At 32.1% G+C, this 23,536-nt stretch carries 15 protein-coding genes; 7 read left to right on the top strand and 8 right to left on the bottom strand.

What is annotated here, in order from left to right:
* Positions 1 to 836 precede the first annotated feature (836 nt).
* The 5 genes from NNL09_RS12280 (at position 837) to NNL09_RS12300 (ending at position 9,505) form a co-directional block, all read left to right on the top strand.
* Positions 837 to 4,760 carry an ATP-binding protein gene (locus NNL09_RS12280; RefSeq protein WP_196910808.1) on the top strand — a complete coding sequence of 1,308 codons (3,924 nt, stop codon included), beginning with the start codon at positions 837 to 839 and terminating at the stop codon, positions 4,758 to 4,760.
* Between the two features lie 198 nt (positions 4,761 to 4,958).
* Entirely contained in the window at positions 4,959 to 5,897 is a 939-nt protein-coding gene (locus NNL09_RS12285) for an alpha/beta hydrolase (RefSeq protein ID WP_025665038.1), read from the top strand.
* Positions 5,898 to 5,949: 52 nt separating this feature from the next.
* Positions 5,950 to 7,188, top strand: a complete 1,239-nt coding sequence (locus tag NNL09_RS12290; RefSeq protein ID WP_254514247.1) for a serine hydrolase domain-containing protein — start codon at positions 5,950 to 5,952, stop codon at positions 7,186 to 7,188.
* Complete coding sequence (locus tag NNL09_RS12295; protein ID WP_254514248.1) at positions 7,163 to 7,996, top strand: hypothetical protein; 834 nt, start codon at positions 7,163 to 7,165, stop codon at positions 7,994 to 7,996. The genes NNL09_RS12290 and NNL09_RS12295 overlap by 26 nt, the downstream gene beginning before the upstream one ends.
* A 54-nt stretch (positions 7,997 to 8,050) precedes the next feature.
* Positions 8,051 to 9,505: a hypothetical protein gene (locus NNL09_RS12300; protein WP_196910810.1), complete on the top strand. Its 1,455-nt coding sequence runs from the start codon at positions 8,051 to 8,053 to the stop codon at positions 9,503 to 9,505.
* Between the two features lie 529 nt (positions 9,506 to 10,034).
* On the opposite strand, the gene NNL09_RS12305 is transcribed toward NNL09_RS12300, so the two are convergent.
* The 3 genes from NNL09_RS12305 to NNL09_RS12315 form a co-directional block, all read right to left on the bottom strand.
* The gene (locus tag NNL09_RS12305) at positions 10,035 to 11,069 is read right to left on the bottom strand and encodes a DUF4405 domain-containing protein (protein ID WP_196910811.1); all 1,035 of its coding nucleotides are present in this window, start codon (positions 11,067 to 11,069) and stop codon (positions 10,035 to 10,037) included.
* Between the two features lie 90 nt (positions 11,070 to 11,159).
* Positions 11,160 to 13,340 (bottom strand): carbohydrate binding family 9 domain-containing protein, encoded by a 2,181-nt coding sequence (locus NNL09_RS12310; RefSeq protein ID WP_196910812.1) that lies wholly within the window; start codon positions 13,338 to 13,340, stop codon positions 11,160 to 11,162.
* Positions 13,330 to 14,199, bottom strand: a complete 870-nt coding sequence (locus NNL09_RS12315; RefSeq protein ID WP_196910813.1) for a hypothetical protein — start codon at positions 14,197 to 14,199, stop codon at positions 13,330 to 13,332. The genes NNL09_RS12310 and NNL09_RS12315 overlap by 11 nt, the downstream gene beginning before the upstream one ends.
* Before the next feature lie 198 nt (positions 14,200 to 14,397).
* On the opposite strand from NNL09_RS12315, the gene NNL09_RS12320 reads away from it, so the two are divergent.
* Entirely contained in the window at positions 14,398 to 15,462 is a 1,065-nt protein-coding gene (locus tag NNL09_RS12320; protein ID WP_196910814.1) for a sensor histidine kinase, read from the top strand.
* 14 nt (positions 15,463 to 15,476) lie between these two features.
* The gene (locus tag NNL09_RS12325) at positions 15,477 to 16,160 is read left to right on the top strand and encodes a LytTR family DNA-binding domain-containing protein (protein ID WP_231391019.1); all 684 of its coding nucleotides are present in this window, start codon (positions 15,477 to 15,479) and stop codon (positions 16,158 to 16,160) included.
* A gap of 64 nt (positions 16,161 to 16,224) precedes the next feature.
* On the opposite strand, the gene nagB is transcribed toward NNL09_RS12325, so the two are convergent.
* The 5 genes from nagB to NNL09_RS12350 form a co-directional block, all read right to left on the bottom strand.
* Complete coding sequence (gene nagB / locus NNL09_RS12330; protein ID WP_196910816.1) at positions 16,225 to 18,156, bottom strand: glucosamine-6-phosphate deaminase; 1,932 nt, start codon at positions 18,154 to 18,156, stop codon at positions 16,225 to 16,227.
* Between the two features lie 18 nt (positions 18,157 to 18,174).
* The gene (locus tag NNL09_RS12335; RefSeq protein ID WP_196910817.1) at positions 18,175 to 19,977 is read right to left on the bottom strand and encodes a sodium:solute symporter family protein; all 1,803 of its coding nucleotides are present in this window, start codon (positions 19,975 to 19,977) and stop codon (positions 18,175 to 18,177) included.
* Between the two features lie 48 nt (positions 19,978 to 20,025).
* Positions 20,026 to 20,898, bottom strand: a complete 873-nt coding sequence (locus tag NNL09_RS12340) for a sugar phosphate nucleotidyltransferase (protein WP_196910818.1) — start codon at positions 20,896 to 20,898, stop codon at positions 20,026 to 20,028.
* 28 nt (positions 20,899 to 20,926) lie between these two features.
* A complete protein-coding gene (locus NNL09_RS12345) occupies positions 20,927 to 22,042 on the bottom strand; it encodes a mevalonate kinase (RefSeq protein ID WP_025665027.1) in 1,116 nt (371 codons plus the stop codon).
* Between the two features lie 141 nt (positions 22,043 to 22,183).
* Positions 22,184 to 23,536 carry a DUF3472 domain-containing protein gene (locus tag NNL09_RS12350; protein ID WP_196910885.1) on the bottom strand — a complete coding sequence of 451 codons (1,353 nt, stop codon included), beginning with the start codon at positions 23,534 to 23,536 and terminating at the stop codon, positions 22,184 to 22,186.

Genomic DNA, 23,536 nt, shown 5'->3' on the forward strand with positions numbered 1-23,536 from the left:
GATTTGTAAATAACTCTTATTTTGAACTATACTAAGACTGTGCTTCAGAATTGTTGAATAAAAGCAACTTATAAGACCCTGAAACAAGTTCAGGGTGACGACTCAATTACATACCCCTGAAAAAACTCAAATACTTTTTCAAAATTAGTATGATTAAGAATTTAGTCTTTTTTATGTTCTTGCTCTGTATGAATGTTCGTTTCCATTAATCACATTTTATTTTCGTCATACATAGCATTAGATATGCCTAACATAACTCCGGTTTTTGCCTAAACATAACTTTTTGGGAATGATCCTTGATAATTATGTGTTCTTAGAAACACGTTCCAAACGAAATGACACTCATTAGAATAGTACTAAAAATATTTAACAGTATGACATATAGCTTTTGATTTTAAAATTAGTATAAATTACTGAATTTGAGTACTTAAGAGGGTTTGGTGTTTGCAAAGGAGAGCTGAACGGGATCAACTTTAGTTAACCCCTCTGGGGGTCACTACTAATTAAAGTCCCTTGTAAATACTAGTGTTTGCAAGGTTTTTTTTTGTTTTTGATACATTTCTATACTTAAAAACAGAGCATGGTATCATTATTGCACGATTTGTTTTAGAAGTTTGAACTCGATCATTTTCACAATCACGGCCACAAGTTGCAATTTCTTGAACAGGCAAAGAGCGCATAAATATGGGGTATTTACCCTTTGTAATTTAAAAAAAGTGTTTCTAGATTTGATCTCATACCGTTTTGTATATAAAACAAATAATAATTAACTTAATTATTGTTATTCTCTTCATTTAACGGGTTTATCGTATATACCTAATAATTAATTAAACTAAATGAAATGGATCAATATATTATTAGTACTTAGTGTATGTTTTTTGATGCATTGTTCAGAAGTTTTTTCTCAAGAGCAAAATTCATACTATGTAAGACACTACGATATTTTCAATGGCTTGTCGAATAACTGGATATCAGAAATTTTTCAGGATCAAGATGGTTTCATTTGGTGTGCTACTCAGAACGGATTAAATCGATTTGACGGTGAAGATTTTACAGCCTATACCTATCGTCCAGGCGACACTATGAGTCTTGGCGCTAATTGGGTGAGGTCAGTCATTCAACTTAAGAATAAACAATTCTTTTTAGGTACTCATGGCAATGGTTTAAATCAAATGGATCCGTATTTAGAACTGTTTTCCAGTCCATTATCTCAGTCTAAAATCGAAGAAGAAATTGTTGTTATTAATAAATTAGCTAAAGATGAAGGGGAAAACCTTTGGATTTCTTCTTCAAGCGGTGCTTTTTGTTATAATCCCGAATCTAAAAACCTAAAACAGTTGTATAAATACAGAGTCTCGGATATTTCTGTGTTTAGCGGTGCTACTCCTTTGCTGACAACACCAAAAGGAATATTCATTGTAGAAAAAGACAGCACGTATCAATTACCACTGTTAAAAGATAAAAATGTTACAGCTGTTTTCAGGATACAAAAAGATAGTATTCTCGCTTTTGCAGATCATACTTTATATCTTCTCAAAGAAATAAAGAATACATGGTATCAAGAGAATTTGTCATTTAAAACCACATTTGCTCCCACTACATATAGCAAACCATTTATCTTTCAGGATAAAGCTGATCAGATTTGGGTTAACGGAGGGCAATGGATATGGAGATTTTCTCATGACCTTCAATTACAAGAATCTTTTGAACTATCTTCTTTATTACATTTTAATCTTTCGGATAGGTTAAATGCTCATTGTATGTTTCAGGATAAGGAAGATAATTACTGGATAGGGACTAATCTTGGAGTTTTTCAGCTTATTCCACATAAAACCTTTAGACATCCAATGTTAGAGAAATTGGGAATAACTCTAGGAGGGGTTCGAGAAATTGTGGAGTGCAATGAGCAAGTTTGGTTTGCAACCTCAGAAGGTTTATATGTATGGAAAAAAGAAACCATGGAAAAACCTCAATTGATCTACAAAGACAGAATAATAGCGATGCACTGTACTAGCGATGATTTTCTTTATGCAATTCCTACTAAAAGTGCTAAGGTAATATCATTGCTGAAAATAGATACAAATACTAAATCTGTTGAGAAGATTCCTATAACATTACCATCTATTAGCTGTTGGCGAATCGTAGAAGATAAAAATAAGCGGCTATGGATTGCCGAATGGAATTATATGGTGGCCTATGATCTAAAAGATCAGGATTATTTTGCAGTCTCTCTAAAAAAGAACGGTGTTGACCTCGATCTTCGTATTATAGATATGCTAATAGATAATATTGATAATTTATGGATAGGAACTATGAGTGAAGGGCTTATCAAAATCTCAAATATTAGTACTCTTGATAAAAACAGACCCCCTAAATATCAACAGTTTCTTTATGACAAAGACGACCCTTATAGTATAAGCTCTAATTTGATACAATCCATTCATCAGAGTAATGATGGAAAACTGTGGATAGGAACAGATGGAGGATTAAATTGTTTTGATCCCCAGCGAGAACAATTTCAACGGTTTATAAGAAATGATCAAATGCCAGATGATAAAATTCTAAATGTAACCAGTGATAAAAATGGAACTCTTTGGTTAAGTACGGTCAGTAATGGAATTACTTCTTTTGAACCGGAGAACAATGAATATCGCACCTATACTACAAGAGATGGTTTGTATGATAATTCTATGTTATTAAGTTCCGTTTTTCAGAATGAAAAAGGATATATTTGGATGGGAAGTACTAGTGGGGTGCAATATTTTCATCCAGATCAAGTCACACAACGGCCTAAAATTAAACCTAATTTAAAGTGGTTGTCCTATACCAAACATCAATCCGATACACTACAAGTTTTTCGTTTCCCTTCAGAAGGAGCTTCAAAAGAGAACCCTATTAAGGTTACATCAAAAGATCAAAGTATTACGTATCAATTTTCTGCACTAACATACAAAGAACCACAAAATGTACGGTATCGGTTTCAGCTAGAGGGATATCATAAAGATTGGCTGCCTATTCAAAAAAGCGGGGTAATTATTATATCCAATGTGCCTAAAGGTACCTACAAGTTACTAGCAGAAGCATTTGATGTTAATGATAGTTGGCGTAGCGTTCATGACCCAATTCATATTCGGGTAATTCCTCCGTGGTATCAAACAAATTTAACCTACTCATTATATGCATTATGTATAGCCATACTACTATTTACAGGATATGGTTTGCAATTACGAAGAAAAATAGCAGTCTCTGAAAAAATACATTTTAAAGAGTTATCACAAACGAAAACAAGATGGTTTACTCAGATTGCACATGAGTTTAGAACCCCTTTAACTGTTATATTGGGCGCTATAGATCAAATGAAACATAAATTACCCGGTCGACTCAATAATCAACTTGACACACATTTTACACAGATACAAAATCAAACCAATCACTTATCAAAACAGGTTGGCCAGATTCTTGAAATTGCCCAAATGAAAGAGAATCGACTAACAATACAAAATACTATTGGAGATTTTATTGCTTTTCAAAATTATATAGTAAAGTCTTTTTCTTCGTTGGCTGCATCTAATCAAGTACAACTTCAGTTTTCTACACCCAAAGACACCTTGTATACTTCCTATGACGAAGATAAATGGCAGAAAATTACAGCAAACTTGATATCTAATGCTATTAAGTATACGAAAAAAGGAGGAAATGTAATAGTAACTGTTGATTTTATAGATGCTACGCCACAACCCATGATTCAACTTTGTGTAAGTGATACAGGAATAGGGATATCTTCTGAATTTATGCCTCATTTATTTGATTCTTTTACCCAAGAACGAACAGGAAGAATTAAAGGAATAGGTTTAGGGTTGGCATTGACTAAGGAGTTGGTGGAACTCATGGGTGGAGAAATTACCGTAAAAAGTAAAAAAGGGAAAGGAAGCAAGTTTAAGGTACTGATTCCAGGAACAAAAATAACTCATGAACCAGGAGTCATAGCAAAAACAAGCGTTCAAGTTTTAGAAGAAATGTCTAAATCCTTAATCCTCATTGCCGAGGATCATCAGGAGGTTAGAGCATATATTAGGTTTTGTTTAGCACCAACCTATCGATTGCTTACTGCAACCAATGGCCGTGATGCCTGGCAATTGTGCCAAGAGCATATCCCCGACTTAGTCATTTCTGATGTAATGATGCCTGAATGGAGTGGATTACAATTAGGGAGTGCGATTCGGGAACATTTAGCTACTAACCATATCCCTCTTATCCTATTAACTGCAAAAACAAGTCACGATAACCAATTAGAGGGACTAAAAATTGGTGCAGATGCCTATCTTACTAAACCATTTGATCGAGAAGAATTGTTGATACGAGTAAATCATTTGATTGATACCCAAAATAAATTACGAGAAAAATACCAACAAGGAGATTTTAGCCCAAATTCTAATCATAAAAATATTGATGCCTTTATACAATCAGTTATTAAGATCGTGCATAAAAATATGGATAATGATGACTTTAGTGTTCCTCAGTTAGCTGATCAATTAAATATCAGTAGGGTACATTTATTCAGAAAGGTTAGAAACATAACAAATATGTCTCCTACCAAACTTATTAGAAGTGTACGATTACAAGAAGCTAAGAGGTTATTGAGTAAAAAGGAACTAACCATTGCAGAAATTTCTTATCAAACTGGCTTTAAAGATCCTGCGTATTTTACCAGAGTTTATGGGAAGGAATTCGGAAAAACCCCTTCAGAATACAGAAATTAATTCTCTTACGCCCTTATTTTATTATACTTTCCCGCACATGTAACTACAGTACAGGTTTTGGTAACCAGAGTACAATACACTACACTTCATATTTACTAGCTTGCGTAACATTATTTATGTAAAAATTGAGATTTCTTTTTTTGAAATAACCCATCCCCATCAGTTTTATTAAGTCATAACTCTTTAAAATTTAGCATTATGAGAAAAATGTTTATACTATTAGCTTATGGTATTCTGTTATTATGCTCTTGTGATAAGGATGATAATACTGCATTTGATGAATCTTCAAAATTTAAATATGTCTTTGCAGATAACTCATTAAATAAAGAAAAAACCATTGAATACAAATCTATTAATGGGGTAGATCCGAATCTTTTAAGCTTGGATATCTATTATACTAAAGACACAGATAAGAAAAAGCCAATTGTCATTTATGTTCATGGTGGCGGTTGGTGTTTAGGTGATAAAAAAAATAACATCGAGAAGAAAGTATCCTTGTTTCAATCGCAAAATTGGCTTTTTATAAGCCTTAATTATAGACTTAGCCCATTTCCCTATCAATTATTTAATATAAACAGAGTAAAATATCCAGACCACAATAACGATGTAGCAGATGCTATAGAATGGGTTTATGATAATATTGATCAATATGGCGGGAATCCTGAAAAGATAGTGCTTTTGGGCCATAGTGCTGGTGCTCATTTGGTATCGCTAACGGGTACAAATAAGAGTTTTTTAGAAAAACAAGAGGTATCATCTTCTATTATTAAAGGAGTAGCTTCTATAGACACAGAAGGGTATGATGTTTTAGAACAAATAGTGGGTAACAAATATGAAAATAGACTATATATTAACGCATTTGGAGTAAATCAATCTCAATATATAGATGCCTCACCCATACATAATCTGATACATAATACTTCTTATCCAAATTTCTTTATTGCCAAAAGAGGATCTGCTGAGAGAAAAGCGATTGCAAATCAATTTATTGAAGCATTGAAAAATGCTTCTATTTCGGTTTCTCAAGTCGATGGAAGTGTTTATACACATTCTGAAATTAATAGTGCTATTGGTGAAAAAAATGAAATGATCATTACTCCACCCTTAATTGAATTTATTAAAGATTGCTTCGAGTGAAAGGGCAATTACAACAACTTCATTAAATCAGAACTTTTAAGAATATAATAAAATGAAAAAAATAACTCTAATACTAACGCTATTATGCGGATGTATCGCATTTGCCCATGCATATAATACAGAAACCATTAAGTGTTTTAATAATGCTACAAGAGAGATTGAAGCAGTACCTTTTGTATTCAATGACGCTTTATTTAATGAAATAATTCATCAGAAACTATTCAATAAAGTAAAAGGATATTCTCTAGTTGTAGGCAATAAGAAAGGAATTAAAGCCAAAGTATCTGGTGGCTGGGCCAAAATACCAGGAGATGGAAATCTACCTATGAAAACAAATGTTGCCTCAGGAATAGGTTCTGTCTTTAAAACCATATCTGCTGTAGCCTTGCTAAATATTTTTAGCCGTCATATCCATTCTTCTAAAACGGTGCAAGAACAATTAGATATGAAAATGATTCACCAACTCCCCGATCGGTGGAAAGCTAAATTTACAGATACAGGGATTGAAAAAATTTCTTACAGAAATCTACTCACTCACAAATCAGGAATCAGTAAAAACAAAGAGGCAATAGAAAAAGTAGAGCAAATGGGACTTGCCTACGAAAAAGGGTTTTACCATTACTTAAATATGTCTTATGGTTTTAAAGAATCAAATGTTGGTATAAAAAGAAAATATGAAAACACAAATATAGGGCTCTTAGTGTGGTTAATTCCCTCGTTAGCCTATCCACAGAAAGTAAAGAATATTCAGAATACTTATAATCATATCAATGATCCTAAAAAGCATTCTCAAAAGATGATAAAAGAATATGCCAAACTTTATGAAAAATATATAAGAGAACATATTTTTAGTAAAGTAACACCCAAAATCAAACCTATATATAAACCTACAAATAATGTGAAATATGCTAAATATTATCATACCAATGGTTCGTCTGGAGTTATTGATAATTCACATGCACGTGCACAAGGAGGTTGGATGATTTCTGCACAGGATTATGCCAATTTCGTTAGAACCTTCTACCATACCAATACATTTTTTGGTCCTATAACCAGAAAATCACTCTATGTAGATGACACAAAAGAAACCCGTGATAATATGATCGTATTTTCGGGACAACTATTTGATGATAGATTTGCAGATACTACAGAGTATTACCCTTCTCACAACGGAGCCGAAGATCAATATAGAGCTGTATTTACAATACTTCCGAATGATTATTATGCCATTATTATGGTCAATAGTGCCATAATGAAAAATAGTAATGATAAAAAAAACGGATATCACTAATGAAGTTATAAAGGATATCGTTTTTGATGCCTTTTATGAAACAACCAGAGGAAAACCTATAAATCTAGATAGACATGGTATCCCAGAGGCCGAATACTACAGGATTTTAAAGGTAATGGATAAAAATGGTTCTGCCGTGGTGTGGGCAGATTTTTATGATGTTAATGGAAAAACATATGTCAATGCTATTTTTAGACCTGCTATAAAAAAATGGTTGTCCAGACACGATCTTTCAACTTCTGCTTATCAAGGTGTATATGATGAATATTGGAATCAGGGATACCGACCAATACATATTGACACCTATACAAAAGGAAACCAGATTAAGTATTCTGTTATTATGGAAAAAACGAATGCTGAAAACTATAGAGCTTTTCATAATAAACCTCTTACGGTATTTAAACAGAAATTAGACAGTTATAAAAACGAAGGATATGTCCCAATGAATATCACATGTAGTTCTAATGGTGAGGATGAAATATTTGCTGCCTCATTTAAGAAAGCTCCAAATTCTAATTGGAAAGTGAAATATTCCTTACCTATATCAAATCTGAAACCAACAATAGACGATATGGAAAGTAAAGGAATGATTCCCATATCTGTAAATGCATATACTCATAAAGGTAAAAACTATTGTATTGCCATTTTTATAAAACAACAGCAGAAATACAGGTACGTTGTGGGCAAAGGATTAATAAAATATCTGAAAGCTTTTGAAAAGAATACTAAAGAGGGCTATGATCTAAAATCGATAACAGGGTATGGCGAAGGGTCTAAGCATCGATTTGCAGCATTATGGTGGAAATAAGCAAACGTATTACCGGTAATTTTTATAAATATTAACTTTTAAAATCATACACTTATGAAAACAATTAAAATCATGGATATTATTCTTGTGTTAGTTATACTTGGTTTCCTTTCATGTGAAAAAGCCGATGTAATTAAAGAAGATGTGGAGCAGCAATCTCTTGAGGAGGATCAAAATGTTTCGATAACTCTAGAAAACGAAAATAAAATTTCATTCTTCAAACATGAAATAGATGAGGTTTTTATTCTCGAAGAGAGCAATTGTTCTAATTGCTCGGTTCTCGAAAACATTATTGCTATTACAGGAAAAGAATTATCCGAAGCAGAAATTTTTTGGGCATTATCCAAGCCAGAAGATGTAGTTCCAGCATTTTTACAGATGAATCGGGTTCTGAGCAAAACCTCTTCAAAACCTCAAGGATGGGCAAGGAATAAGGTTCAAAAATATACTAAGGGGTTCGAAAACCCTACGCCTAGCCCTGTGATTGCGTGCAAAAACAGTAATTTTACCAGTGCTATTGCTGGAGGATTTTTAGGAAACCCAGAATTTGTAAAATTAGACAAAAAACCACTTACATATTCTAATTTTACAAATGACTGCAATAATCTTTCTGATGATATGTGCCAAAAAGGGAAGAGATATCGTTATTCGGCTACTTTTAACAATATTAAAAAATGGAGAGGAAAAATATGTGCTAGATCTGTTCAGAATTCAAACAATGATCATTATCTTCCTAATATTATTTGTGATAGTCCTCCCTGCACAGCATATCGTGGCCCGGTATTGTATTTCGAATTTAAAAAAGATGGGGTTTGGAAACCAATTAAAGTGTCAATCCAACAAGGTATTGAAATACCCGCAAACAAAACCAAAGCATATAGTTTTTATAAAAATGCATCAAAAAAAAGATCTTATAGAATACGGGTAAAAAATGCTATGAAACTTGATGAATTTGATTTTATGATGGATAAAGCAGGAACAGATTCTTCTGGAGGTTCTACTGGAGGTGGAGGTTCTACCCAAAATGAAGACGTTATCCCTGATTATATAAGTATAAACGATAATAATAGAATCATTGTCGACTTCACCAACGCTCCTGATGATACCCAGACTCCTCGGATAAGTATTCATAGAGATGCATTGAAAAGTAATGATTCTATGTACCATTACTTTGATAATAATGGAAATATTATTCTTCCTAAGAACTTTTGTGGGATCAGGGTAAAAAGAGCGGGCAGTTTTCAGTGGCAAGACAAAAACGAGAATGTGGTTAATGATAGTGTATTTAATAAGGTAGGTGATTTGAATAATTATGGAGAGTATAATGAATTATATGCTTTAAAGGGCATCGAATTCATCGGTCCACTAGATAATTGCAAGGATACTAACTCTAATTGGTTTTTCAAATTCCCGCTAACGCATAGTAACAGCCCCACAGTTTTTACAGAGCCACTAAAACTTATTATAGAAGGTGTAGATTCTGGTTCAGAAATTATATTTTTAGAATAAAATTCTATCAATTTTCGTAATAGTTTTGCAAAAGAGATCTCTATAAACAAAATAACTTTTTTAATTTCAAGATGTTATACGATATCAAGGAACAGGACTCGAATCTGTGACCTTTGGGTTATAAGTCTTAAGGTTCAGGTTTTATTATAAATGATAATGAAAGAATAGAGCTTTTTAATGAATAAGTATAAATATCATGTCAAATAATGATTTTTTAAATTGACTGATAGTCTAATGATTAAGGCAATATCTTCTTCTAAAAAATTTGAATTCTTTCCCTCTGGGGTCACTACTAATTAAAATCCCTTGTGAAAACTAGTTTTTGCAAGGGATTATTGATTTTTGTAAAATAATACTAAGATTATAAATTGCCAATAATCAGTATTAAAAATTTTAAATTCGTTATTTAGCTATATAGGAAAAGGTTTGCTTTTGAAAATCTTCTTTACTTTTTCTAATATTTCTTCTTTTTTCAGGTTCAAGAGAATTTAAAGTAGAATCGAGATAAGTTAGCATATCTTCAATTTTATTATTTAACAATTTTTACAATACCTCTATCAATAATATCTAATGCTGTTGTGATGTTAGACATATCGGTAAACAACTCATCTGTTTTTCCTGAATGATGACTATGCCCAATTGGCTCGAATAAAAAGTTCTTAGACAGCCCAAATTTATCTAAATCTACATCAACTGCATAAACAATAGCAGGTTGACCAACTCTACCTGAACCACTATAAATACTATCATTTGGAAAACGATCTTTACTATAATATTTGTTCCAGTTAAATGATTGATTGACCTCCATTAAAACTCTAAACTTTTTCAATTTTCCAAGTTTCGCTTTAGAATTAATGATGAAATCATAGGTTGGAGTTGCACCAGAAACAGCATCGATATCGTAAGCTTTTCCTAAAGGAATAAATAATCCGTCAGAAGCTCTAATACCTCTTTTGTGCGACCAATATGGTAGCGATTCTGGGCGACGAACAATAGCGGGTTTCCAAATTCCGTTTTTGTCTGGTTTACCATTTACATACTTACTTGTTGCAATAGATTTGGGTACAAATAAACTTTCAATATAATTTCCGTCTATATCTTCTACCCAAATTACCATCATTGCATAACGAAATGCGTCCCCTATTTTTACATCTATCTCTACCGCAACTTCGTTAATTTCATTTTTTATGCTAATACTTTGCGTTCCGTCTTCTAATGTTTCTTTTCCTTGTAGACTATTACGATATTCATTTCCGAAATCATAAATTTTGTTAAATCCAGAAACGTTAAATAACAATCCTGTGAACAAAATTCCTGCAATAAAAAGTAATGTGATAAAACGAACATTCAAAAAGTTATTCTTTGAATTTATACTGTACATTTTTAATGACTTTATATTGTTGATGATATGAAAAACTACCAAAATCGAAAATAGAAAACCAAAAACTGTATGCATTGATGCCGTAATTTTGTAATAAGGTTTTATATACATAAAAACTCCTGTTATGCTCAATATTAAAAATATTATAGCAATACTTATACTTACTAATTTTCTAGATTTCATCTGTTCTTTTTTATTGTTCTTTATATGCCAGATAGAACTTGTTATTGATCATATCGGTTGGTATTAACATAATTATTATAGCCTCATAATTTAAAAATCAAAACGATAATTGGCTTTAAATGCCACACCCCAATTTGTTCTTGAGATACGTTTATTGAAGTTATCTGTAACGACAAAATAGATATATGATAAAGGTTTATATTCCCATTGTAAACGACTGTTGATATTGAAGTTATTTTGTTGAGTGTTATACTGCACATAGGTTGTCCAATTCAAACGATTACTAAAAAATACTTCACCTGTAAAACGGGCTAAATGAAATGTGTCTTTTCCTAGATGTTTAAGATCAATATGATTCAATGAATAATTAATGTTTAACTGCGCAAAAGGTAAAAGTCGATATCCTAAAACAGTTTCAAAACCACTTCTTTTTCCATTAAAATATCCGCCATGAAAAACTTCCGTTGCATAATAGAAGTTTTTATTACTTGAACGGTTATTGTATCCAATTTTAGCATCAATAGTATTGTAAATATCTGGTTGAATAGGATTGCCACTATTTAAAATATCAAATCCGTATTGAAGATTGAAGTAATTATGTGTCAAATTAAAAAATAAAGATGACAAATTCTTCTTAAACCAGACTGAATTACCTAATACTGTAGACATCTCGGTAAGTGCGCCTTTGCTATTCCAAAACGTATCATTTACTACCGACAAATAACGAAAACGATCTATAGAATTAGATTTTATTGGATAATAATTTTTTTGAAAAACGAAATAAGAATCTAAATACGAATCCCGAATGACCAGGTTGTTTATGGCATCATAATTATAAAGTCTTGGTGTAAAACCAACATCGGCTATAAAGTTTTTGTCTACCGTTTTAAATGCACCTTTAACATACGTTTTTCGTGTGTTGTATTGTCCTTCGATATTGAAAAAGTTATTGTTTGAATTGATATTATTGCTAAAGCTTTTTCCGTAGTTGGTCTGTGCTGACCATAAATTGTTTTTTGATTTGTAATTTAAGTTCAAGCCAAAAACGCGGTTGTAATCGTTCTTAAAATCAAATCCGTTGGTTTGTTGTCTGTTTATCCAATATGCTGTGGTTGTAAAAGCTCTTGATAATTTTTGTCGACCCACCACAACAGCATAATTTTGTGCGTCGTTTCCATCGGCTTTTTCGGTTTGAGCATTTAAAATTCCGATACGTGTATTAGGCGAAACATTTCCCGAAAGTTTTAATCCAAATTGCATATCGGTCGTTCCGCCGATTATTCGAGAGTAAAATGGATTGACACCAAAGGCTCCTAAATTATTAAACAAATCACTGTTTTCTAAAAAGAAATTTCTTCGTTCTGGAAAATTAACTGCAAAACGGGTTAAATTAACTACTTGTTGGTCAACATCTACTTGCGAAAAATCAGGATTAATAGTCGTATCTAATCGTAATGAAGACGTGATATTATACTGTGCATCTATGCTTGGTTTAAAGGTAGATTCATCTGTATTATTAGCGACATCTTTTTCGTAATTATACGCTACCGAAGGCACTAACATAAATTTTGAAGTATTGGTTTTGGGTAAATTTTCAATAGTCACATCTTCTGTAAAACGTAAATCAAACTGAAAAAAGTTACGTGACATATCGGTATATGTCATCCATAAATTTGTTTTAAAATCTCTATAGAAGAATTGAATTCCCCAAGTATTGTTATTTATATCAAAATTTAATGCTTTAAACGGAATTTCTATTTCATATACTTTTTTAGTTCCTTCAACCGAAGTTTGCGAATACCAAATGGCATTCCAGCTTTCATTAAAATTGTAGTCTGTTCCGTTAAAGTCTACCAGCGCATCTACTTGTGTATTTGCTGCGTTCAGTGTAAAATAATAGCCGTTATTTTCTTTATTGAATGGATCAAGTACAATTCCAAAAGCATCACTACTTACAACAGCATCTCCATGATTATCACGCTTTAATGTGCTAATTTTACTTTGTAATGTCGTATCGTAATATTCAACACCTATATAGAGATTTTTACCATCATGAAATACCCTCACTTCTGTTTTGTTTAATGCTTTACCTTCATCGTTAGGGTAATAATTATTAAAATCTGTAAACATTTGAATATTTTGCCAAATAGGTTCATTCAATTTTCCGTCAATTTTTACAGATTCTACAGAAAAAGGAATTGTTTTATTTTGAGCATATCCGCAGAAATAGAAACCGATGACCGCTAAAAAAATGAATAGTTTAGTTTTCATCTATAAGTCGATAAGCAGTTAATTTATGTTGTAACATAGCAGGTACTAATACCATTTTTAATTCGGGGATGTAGGTAATGTCGGCAGAATTAACTTTTTCTTTTGTAGTATCTAAAAGCATGGTTTTATCACCATTTTTAGTTACATAATGTATCATTCCTTCCCAACTCGAAATTAAATAATCGTCATTACCAATGGCTATAATTCCATCTGGGTTTGATATGTCTTTTGCTACTGTTTTTGAGGTTTTGGTTTTTAAGTTATAACTCTTAATTGTCTTGTCTCCCAGGCCAATGAGGATATTTCCTTTTTCATATAACACTCCGTTTGGCCATTCTAAATCATTCTTTAAAATGGTTACTATTCCATCTTTTAGGACGAATAATTTTCCGCTTTTTGTTCCACTTCCATAGATAGCTCCATCTTCGCTTGATGTTAAATCATTGATACGTTCTGTACCTTCAATTTTATGTCTCTTAACTATTTTTGATGTATTTATATCGATCTCTAAAACAGTATCAAAATCTGCAACAAATAACTTATCCTTGTAAATAGCTGTTCCTGTTGGTCCTTCGATGTTATCAATCCATTTATGGTTTTTGATTTTTCCGTTTATATCAACTTTACTTATAAACCCTTTTCCGTTAGGTTTCATCCAATGTCCGTTAATGCTTGTAACATAAAGTATAGTATTCCTTTTGTCATAAATAACAGATTCTAAATCATTTAAAATAGTATCGGTTTCCCACAGTTTTATCAATTTTGGATTCTTTAATGACTTTGTAAAACTTGATTTTTGTGAAGTACATAATTGTACCGAAAAAGCAGTAATTACTACTAAAACTAAAATAGCTCTCATAATTGTATTTATTTTGTAGTTCAAAACTACAGTCCAATTGAGCTGTGATTTTAAAAAGAGGACAAGGCATGAGTTTTAGTGTACATAAACCCCAAAACATATTTGTAACTCGTATAGGCTTGTTTGTATTCTTATTTTACTTGTTCGTACACAAATTATTATATATAGGCGGCTTTGTTGTATTTTTATGAGTTGAAAATGAAGCGTTTTTTTAAAATATTTAACCTACCCGTTTATAAACACACTCTATTTTGGATTGTTGTTTTCTTGTTCTACACAACATCTGCAAGAGAACGATTTAATACTACTGAAGAAATTATAGTAACCTATTTTTTTCACGTGGTTTTCCAGATTATGATTGCGTATACAGTATTATATTTTATTGTATCTAATTATCGAAAAGACAAGAGTATTGTTAAACTTATCGCTTCAATTATCTTGTTATTTTTCTTTATTAATTTTTTATATGTTTCTATAAGAATGTCTTTTCTTGAAAAAGCATATCCTGATTGCTATAAAGTGTTTTTAGATAAAAACGGATATCTTACGTTTTGGGAACGGATCTTCGATTTAAAAACTATTTTCTTTCACTTACCACTGTTTTATTTACAGCCATTATTTTTTTTGGTGGGGTTAACGTTTTATGAAAACCAGTACAAGCTTTCGAAAATTAGAGAACAGAAAAGAGCAGTAGAATTAAAAGCGTTGAAACATCAACTAAATCCTCATTTTTTATTCAATACGTTAAATAATCTGTATGTGTTGTCTGTAGAAAAATCTGATAAAGCACCAGAAATCATTGAAAAACTCTCAGATATATTAGATTATATGTTATATGGTAGTGATAAAAAATTTGTGCATATTCAAAAAGAAATTGAACTTATTGAAAATTATTTAGCATTAGAACAAGTGCGTTATGAAGATAGAGTCTTGGTGTCGTTTAATAACTCAATAATCGAAAATATTAAAATAGCACCTTTATTACTATTAACATTTATAGAAAATTCTTTTAAACACGGTGTAAGTCAGGAACTAAAAATGGCAGCTGTAAAAATTGATTTATCTTCTGAAAAAGAGCACATAATTTTCAATATTTTTAATACTAAACCTTTGTCAACAGTAGAAAAATTAATTCAAAAAAAGTCAATAGGCTTAACCAATGTAGAACAACAACTTAATTTATTATATCCTGATGCTTACGATTTAAAAATTGAGGAAACGTCGAAAAGTTTTTCAGTAAATTTAAAACTCAAAAAACATTAAAAATGTACAGGTGTTTGATAATTGATGACGAAAAATTAGCAAGACAACTCGTTGAAAATCATATTGCAAAAATTGATAATTTTGAAGTTGTTTTTTCTTGTAAAAGTGCCATTGAGGCAATTAATATATTAAATTCAGAACATATAGATTTACTTTTTTTGGATGTTGAAATGCCTGTTTTATTGGGAACAGATTTTTATAAAAACCTCTTTCAAAAACCTAAAGTAATTTTTACCACTGCCTACCGAGAATATGCTGTTGAAGGATTTGAATTAAATGCTATTGATTATTTAGTAAAACCAATAACATTCGGCAGGTTTTTTAAAGCAATAGAAAAGTTTTTAGCTTCACAAAACCACAAAATTGAAATACAAACTTCTTCAGAAAAATTACAGAGCAAGAACTATATTTTTGTAACAGCAGACAGAAAGCAGGTCAAAGTACAGTTTGATGATATTCTATTTGTAGAAAGTGTAAAAAACTACATTAAAATTAGAACTGAAAATAAATCACTCCTTGTTAAATTTAGTATTTCTTCATTTCAAGAAGTGTTGGATGCTCGTTTTCTTCGTGTTCATCGTTCATTTATTATCAATAAAGATAAAATAACGGCCTATACAAAACACGATATTGAAATTGGTACTATTGAAATTCCTATTGGAGAGATGTATAAAAATATTTTAACCCAAATAAAATAATTATATCATCAAAAAAGAATAGAATAATGGGGTTAACGCCTGTTAATCATATTTTTAGATAGAGCTAAACTTCTTTTTTTTGATTCTTTTTGTGACTATCATATTTTACAAAAGCTTCCATAGCAGCATAATCTGCTAACCCAAGGGCATTGTATTTTTGTGCAGTATCTCTATTTCGTTCTTCTGCCCGCATCCAGAATTCTCTTGAATCTTCTCCCTGAAACATGACTCCATCTTTTTGTGATTGATGGCAAAAAATAGCATGTCGTTTTTTTAACACCTGATCCGGACTCATGGGTACGGCCATTTCAATTTCATGAATATCCCATTCGTGCCATGCGCCTCGATATAACCAAACCCAACAATCTTTCATATAAGGCTTTGTTTTTAACTCTTCTAAAGCCATAAATAAAGCATCTAAACATACTTTATGAGTCCCATGAGGATCTGCCAGATCACCTGCTGCATAAATTTGATGTGGTTGTATTTCTTCTATTAGTTTATACATGATAGCAATGTCTGCTTCTGATAGTTTATCTTTTTTTATTTTACCTGTTTCATAAAATGGTAAATCTAAAAAATGAACATTACTATCGTTTAATCCCAAATAACGTGTTGCTGCAAATGATTCACTTCTTCTGATTAGTCCTTTTAACTGCCTTATTGCTATAGTGTCGACAGCATATTCGCTCGTATTGGACAATGTATTAATAATGTTTTGGGCTACCGTTGAATCTGAATTTAATTTTTGACCTACCTCGGCAAATTTTAAAGCTTCTTGATTTGATACGGCTATATTGCCAGATGTTTGATAGGCCACATGAACATCATGACCTTGCTCGACCAACCTATCAAAAGTACCTCCCATAGAAATCACGTCATCATCAGGATGTGGACTAAAAATAATGACTCTCTTTTTGGCTGGATTTGCTCGCTCTGGCCTATTGGTATCATCGGCATTAGGTTTACCACCGGGCCATCCTGTAATAGTATGTTGTAATTTATTAAACATTTTAATATTTAAATCATAAGCAGAACCTTCTTGTACTAATAACCCAGACATACCATTATCGTTGTAGTCCTTATCTGTTAGACTTAAAATACTTTTTTGGGTTAATTCGCATAGCCAGATAATTGCTTTATTCTTTAATGCATCTGTCCAGATTAATGAGCTAACCAACCAAGGTGTTTTATTTCTAGTTAATTCTGATCCTGCCTCGGTATCCAATACAAAAGTTGTGTTTTGATGATCTTGAAGATATGTTGCAGGTACTTGAGAAGAAATATCACCTTCTATTGTTTCTTTGATAATTGATGCTTTGTGCTGTCCCCATCCTAATAATACGATACGTTTTGCTGCCCTTACTGTAGCAATTCCCATAGTTATTGCTTTTCTGGGAACATTTTCTATCCCTAAAAAGGAAGGAGCAGCATCTACTCTGGTAATATGATCTAATGTAATCATTCTTGTACCCGAGTTATAATGTGATCCCGGTTCGTTGAAACCTATATGACCTGTTCTTCCTATACCTAATAATTGAAAATCTAAACCACCTGCTTCTTTAATTTTCATTTCATAATCAATACAATATTGATAGAGGCCATCACTATTTATTTTTCCATCAGGAATATGAACGTTTTCAGGAGATATATCAATATGATCAAAGAGATGTTCATACATGAAGTAGTAATAACTCTGTATATTTTCTATATCCATAGGATAATACTCATCTAAATTAAAAGTTATCACATTTTTAAAACTTAAGCCCTCTTCATGATGCATTCGAACCAATTCTTCATATATCTTAATCGGTGAAGAACCTGTTGCTAATCCTAAAACGCAGGGTTCATTTTTCTGCGATTTTTCTTTTATAAGATTCGCTATTTCTTTTGCCACTACCAAAGAGGCTTCATTAGAATTCTTAAAAATTATGTTGTGTATTTTCTCGAATCGTGTTTCCTCGAATTGGCCTGCTGGTTTATAATTGATCTCCATCTTTATTTTAATTACATTTTATAATACATTAGTTTTTATTCTACCCCATATTTTTAGAAGTAAATATCCAGAAACAATAGCTAGCTTGGTTAGTAGAAGGGCATATGTTATATGTCCATATATCCAATATCCTGTGGCAAACATGAGACTATATATCAATACACATCCTAATAGCATTGCTATAATTCCGTAAGGTACGTTCCAGTCTTTTAAAGTATTTTTTTCTAATTTTGATTGATCAATTATGTGGTGCCACCCAGGCCCTCCTGGCTGTACTTTCTTATAAAAATTGTGTAATACTTCTTTACTTTCTGGCTGAGTTAAATACGTGGCTGTCAACCAAGCAATAGTGGTTAGAAAAACGACTACCAGAAATTCTGACCAATCTGGAAATAAACCATCTTCAGTATCAAAAAAGTAGATGCCAGCCGGTGTTAATTTTAGCACTAAAGAAATAATTCCAGAAACAAACATTGCCGTAATTTCGCTCCAGGCATTAATACGCCACCAGAACCATCGTAAAATAAATATCAAACCTGTCCCTGCTCCAAAAACCAGTAACACTTCAAACAACTGTAATGCATTCTGTAAAAGTAGTGCCAAAAGTGCACTAAAGATCATCAGTATTACTGTCGCAATCCTACCTACAGCTACCAATCGCTTTTCGGATGCATTTGGATTAATTTGTTGCTTATAGAAATCATAAACAATATAAGAAGATCCCCAATTTAATTGCGTAGAAATGGTACTCATATATGCAGCTACCAAAGAGGCTAATACTACACCTAATAATCCACTTGGTAATTTGGTTAGCATTGCAGAATAGGCCAAATCATGACCTAGTTTATCTTTTGTAATATTAGGAAAGGCTTCATGTATACTTGCCAGATCAGGAAATACTACTAATGACGCCAGTGCTACAATAATCCAGGGCCAGGGACGTAATGCATAATGCATTATATTAAAAAAGAAAGTTGCTCCTATTGCATGGTTTTCATTTTTTGCAGCCAACATTCGTTGCGCAATATAACCTCCGCCGCCTGGTTCTGCTCCCGGATACCAAGAACTCCACCATTGCACTGCCAATGGTATTATCAGTAATGTGATTATAGCACGTTTATCATTAAGATCGGGAAGTATTGAAAGTTTATCTACTACATTTTCATTTGTCATTAAAGATACTATACCTCCTACTTCTGGTAAATTAACCAAATAGTATGCAGCTCCAATTGCACCACCCATAGCAACAAAAAACAATATGAAATCAGTATAAACTACACCTTTAAAGCCACCAATAGCACTAAATATAACTGTTATCAATCCAGCACTAATTACCGTTTGCCAGGGTTCTAAACCTAACATAATACCTCCTATCTTGATAGCAGCCAAAGTTACTGCAGACATTGTGATAACATTAAAAATAACACCTAGATATAGGGCTCTAAATTTTCGTAAAAACTTTGCAGGTTTACCACCATATCTTAATTCATAAAATTCTAAGTCCGTACTCACATTTGATTTTCTCCATAACTTGGCATAAACAAATACAGTTAATAGCCCTGTGATTAAAAACACCCACCAAACCCAATTACCAGACACTCCATTTGTTCTTACAATATCGGTAACCAAATTAGGGGTGTCGGTAGAAAATGTTGTAGCTACCATAGATAAGCCGAGTAACCACCATGGCATATTTCTTCCTGATAAAAAAAATTCTGATGAATTCTTTCCTGATTTTTTTGATACCCATATACCAATAAATAAGGTGATTATAAAAAATGAAATTATTAGTACATAATCAAAAGTGCTAAGAGATACCATTATATCTTTTTTAGTTAATTAATTATTGCAATACTCTACTAGCTAATTTTAATCCCAGCTTAATTTAGAATAATGTTTGCTTAGGTATTTTTTTACTTCAACTATATCTTCTTTAGCCGTTAAATCCGGTACATGTTCTGAAAAGGGTATTCCTATAGCTTTATTTGGATACTCTTTTAGCATATTTAAAAGAACCGTTGGTAATTCTTTTTCATTTCTTTGGGGGTGAACGGGGCAGTTTTTTAAATAGGGATAGATAGCACTACCATTAAATTTGAAAGCATTCATACTAACTCGTAATTTACCTTCTTTGTCCTTATATTTATTAGCTTCTTCTTTAGATGGTTTTTCAATAATATCTAACAAATGGTTTGCCTCATCTAATTTTGCAAGTGCAAAACGTGAAATTCGTTCCGAGGAAAACTCCATTGTATCTCTATCATAACTAATAAATGCATTTTGGCTAGATGTAGCTCTTAGTGCGAATAATGCTTCTGAGGAATACAAATTATCACTATTACACACAGTATAATAGTTTTTGTTTAATTCGGGATATTGCTCAATAGCCTGAAACAATGCATCTGCGGTTCCAAATGGTTTTACTCTTCCTTCAGGAATATATTGAATTGCAAAAGATATGTTAAGACCACGAAAATCATTATCCTTATCATCATTACCATAAAATTTTTTGAATAATTCCCCATGTTCACTTATGATGATATAAATCTTTTTGTAGCCTGCATGTTTTGCATTATACAATAGATAATCCATAAGAGGTCGTCCATTTGGACCAACACCAATAAGGCCTTTACTTCTTTTATTTGCTTGTTCGATTTCCTCATCACTTAAGTCTTGGTGTGAAGATTGTTTCTTCATTCTGGATGAAGCACCACCAGCTAAAATTATTAAACTTCTATGCATTCGATAGTTTATTTTTTGTTTACTGTTTTTAGAGTATTCTTGCTCCGGGGTCTACCTCAACTAGGTAAGCATTTTTACCTCCGGCTTTTATAATTTCATCAATAACCTGTTGTTCTTTTCCTTCTGGAGCAATAGCAACAATACTACCTCCTTTACCCGAACCAACAATTTTTGCTCCATAGGCACCAACTTTTAATGCACCTTCAATCATACGATCTATCTTGGGTAATGTTATTTTTAAGAAATCCCTTAGAATAGCATGATGTTTATTCATTAATACGCCTATTTTTTCTACATCCAAATGATCTTTTTTAAATTCTGAAAGGGCTTTTTTGGTAATATCATGGTTTGATACAGCGGCATAAAAAAAAGGTTCTAATCTATCCGGGAGATGATGAGATAATTTTTTTACATCTTCCTTTTCGACATTTTCTATATTAAAATTTTTATGGCACATTGCCAATGTATGTATAGCTTGCCAAGCGTTTTCTTTTAATTCATTTAAAACACCTATTGTTTCTTTTGGAATACCAGACTCTCCTATAATTAATCCGGGTATAGGGCAATCAAATAATTCATACGAACTGTTTTCTCCGGTTTCCAAATACATAATATTTCCCAGTCCGATACTATATTGATCCATTTTTCCTCCGGGGTTTCCGTGTTCTAAAACTTCAGCCTCATATGCTATTTGTGAAATCAACTCTGGTGTGATTTTATGGTTTGCTCCAAAAGCTTCTAATAAAAACTGAACCCATGACACTACTACAGCAGAGGAACTAGAGGTACCGGCATTTATGGGTAGATTTCCAGAAATTGTAATGTCATACCCTATATTAGGGATACAACCATATCTTCTCAATACTTTTAGTGCTGATAATAAATGATCTCCTTTTTCAACAAAACTGATTTTATCATAAATATTAATACTTCTTTTTTTACCAATATCTGGTTTATTGATATTAAAGATTTTTTCTTCATTTTTTAAAGCTGTTAATTTAATATATCTGTTTATAGCGCAGGCTATAACTGGCAGTCCTAAATAATCTTGATGGTCTCCGAAAAGACATGTTCTTCCTGGAGCAAATGAAATCAATTTACTTTTTCTGTTAACTTTGTTCAAAATCACGCTATTATATTTCATATATTTTGTCTGCTTTAGCAAAACAAAGCCTCTGAATAATATTTAATCATCAAAGGCTTTTTAAACTAACTAATTCAACAACATTTAGAGTTTTAGTTTGGTTAAAGCGATACCGGGTTACTTATTTTTTAGATTCAAAATTTAATTTTGCTGTGATCCTAAATTTGGTAATGATGAAAAATCTATATTCGGCTTTATACCATTTGATGTTCGGGAAAACTCAATATTCATAGTTGTATTTTCATCAAAGAATCCACAATTTCTCATATAAAACGAATTTCCTTTTACGCCACCTGCATAATCAAGTCTAGCTTTATTTCTGGCCGTCGCATCAGCAGTAAATTTGGCAGTAGTTAATTCGTGCCATTGATCTTGTGTATCATATACCCATTGGTTTGTGTACTTCCCTTTTCGTGAAATAAAACCTGTATGCGTGCTAAAGTTTTCTAAAAATGAATGAAATCTTTTTAAGTATGTATTGGTATGTGGTCTTCTAAAACTTGCTATTAATTTCCATTCGCTTTCTTCTGGAGCATAGAAATATGCTGTATAATCTGTACTGTTGTTTACCGAGGGTTCTCCTTTTAGTAAAAACTTATATGTGTTTTCAGATTTCCAATCAAACACCTTATAGCTCTGCCCTCCAGAACCTTCTCCTCCAAAACTTCCATCTGTAACTCCTTCTCCTTTGCCTAAAAGAATTACTTTATAATCATCTGGAATTGTACTTGGATCATCGGTAACAAAAGGGCTCCATACAGAAAATAATATTCTTCTTTCGGTATCAGAATTAACTTGTATTCCAAAATACCCTTCGCCAAAACCATTTGCCATAAAATAAGATCCGACTACATCTTCTCCCTGAGGTACTGTTATCTCATTATAAAAATAGATAACATCCTTATTTTCTGGCATTTTATAAGTTAAGTGAACAGAAGGACCTCTTCTCCCAAAATGAAAACTAAATTCTTCTGGTACAAAAGAAATACCACTAGCAGTAGCAGGTCCACCGATAAGAATTTTATTAATATCACCTATATATTCACCTTTTTTTTGAAGTCCTTGAATTTCAATAAAGTTGTATCCAGATTTAGTAATGTCAAACCTTCCTATTTCAACATTTTTATAGGTTGTATTATCAACAGCTACATTCTTTGTTGTATTTCCTACTGTTACCTTAATAGTGGATGGTCCTGTTTCTGATTTGATATTTAATCCCAGATGTAACTCACCCGTTAGCTTTGTATGAAAATAAATACGAATTATATCATCTAATGCTGTCCAATTATGAATGCCTGAATCATGAATTAAAACAGCATCTTGCTCAATACTATTTATTACCCAACTATTACCTCCTGGAGGAATCATTATTGATAGATCTAACTCTTTATTACCTTCAGGGTTAAGAGGTTTTTTGTCTGAACTACAGGCTAGTATGCAAGTACTTATTAGTGCGAGTACGATTTTATCTATTGATTTTTTATAATTCTTCAT

The sequence above is a fragment of the Aquimarina sp. EL_43 genome (genome assembly GCF_943422735.1).
GTDB classification, from domain to species: domain Bacteria; phylum Bacteroidota; class Bacteroidia; order Flavobacteriales; family Flavobacteriaceae; genus Aquimarina; species Aquimarina megaterium.